Origin of the sequence: Rhizobium croatiense (assembly GCF_019793465.1) — a bacterium.
GTDB classification, from domain to species: domain Bacteria; phylum Pseudomonadota; class Alphaproteobacteria; order Rhizobiales; family Rhizobiaceae; genus Rhizobium; species Rhizobium croatiense.
In genome coordinates, this window is record NZ_JAILYJ010000103.1 from 1 (window position 1) to 316 (window position 316).

The window sequence follows — 316 nt, forward strand, 5'->3', positions numbered from 1 at the left end:
GATTTGCCGTCAGCCGCCTATTCACCGGTGCAAAGCGTCAATCCGCCAGACGCACCATGGGAGCAAAGCTTGGGGGCATCGATCTTCGGCACCCCACAGTACATGCTGCCTGTGGACGACTTGGGAGGAGCTGTCCCTCCGAGCTGGCAACACCGCAATCAACCGGCACCGGCTGGCCTTCGGCTTGCGATGTCCTGGCTTGAGTTGCTGCCGAGCGCGGACAACCCCCAGACCAGCATCACTATCCATGGTGTGCCCTACACGGCCACTCTGGGGCCATCAGGCAGGGAGAACGACATTTACCTTTTCCAGCAAT

1 pseudogene is annotated in these 316 nt (G+C 60.4%); it reads left to right on the top strand.

Annotation, left to right across the window (positions count from 1 at the left end):
* Positions 1 to 69: 69 nt before the first annotated feature.
* Positions 70 to 316: pseudogene (locus tag K6M89_RS32045) on the top strand (hypothetical protein); the annotation flags it as partial.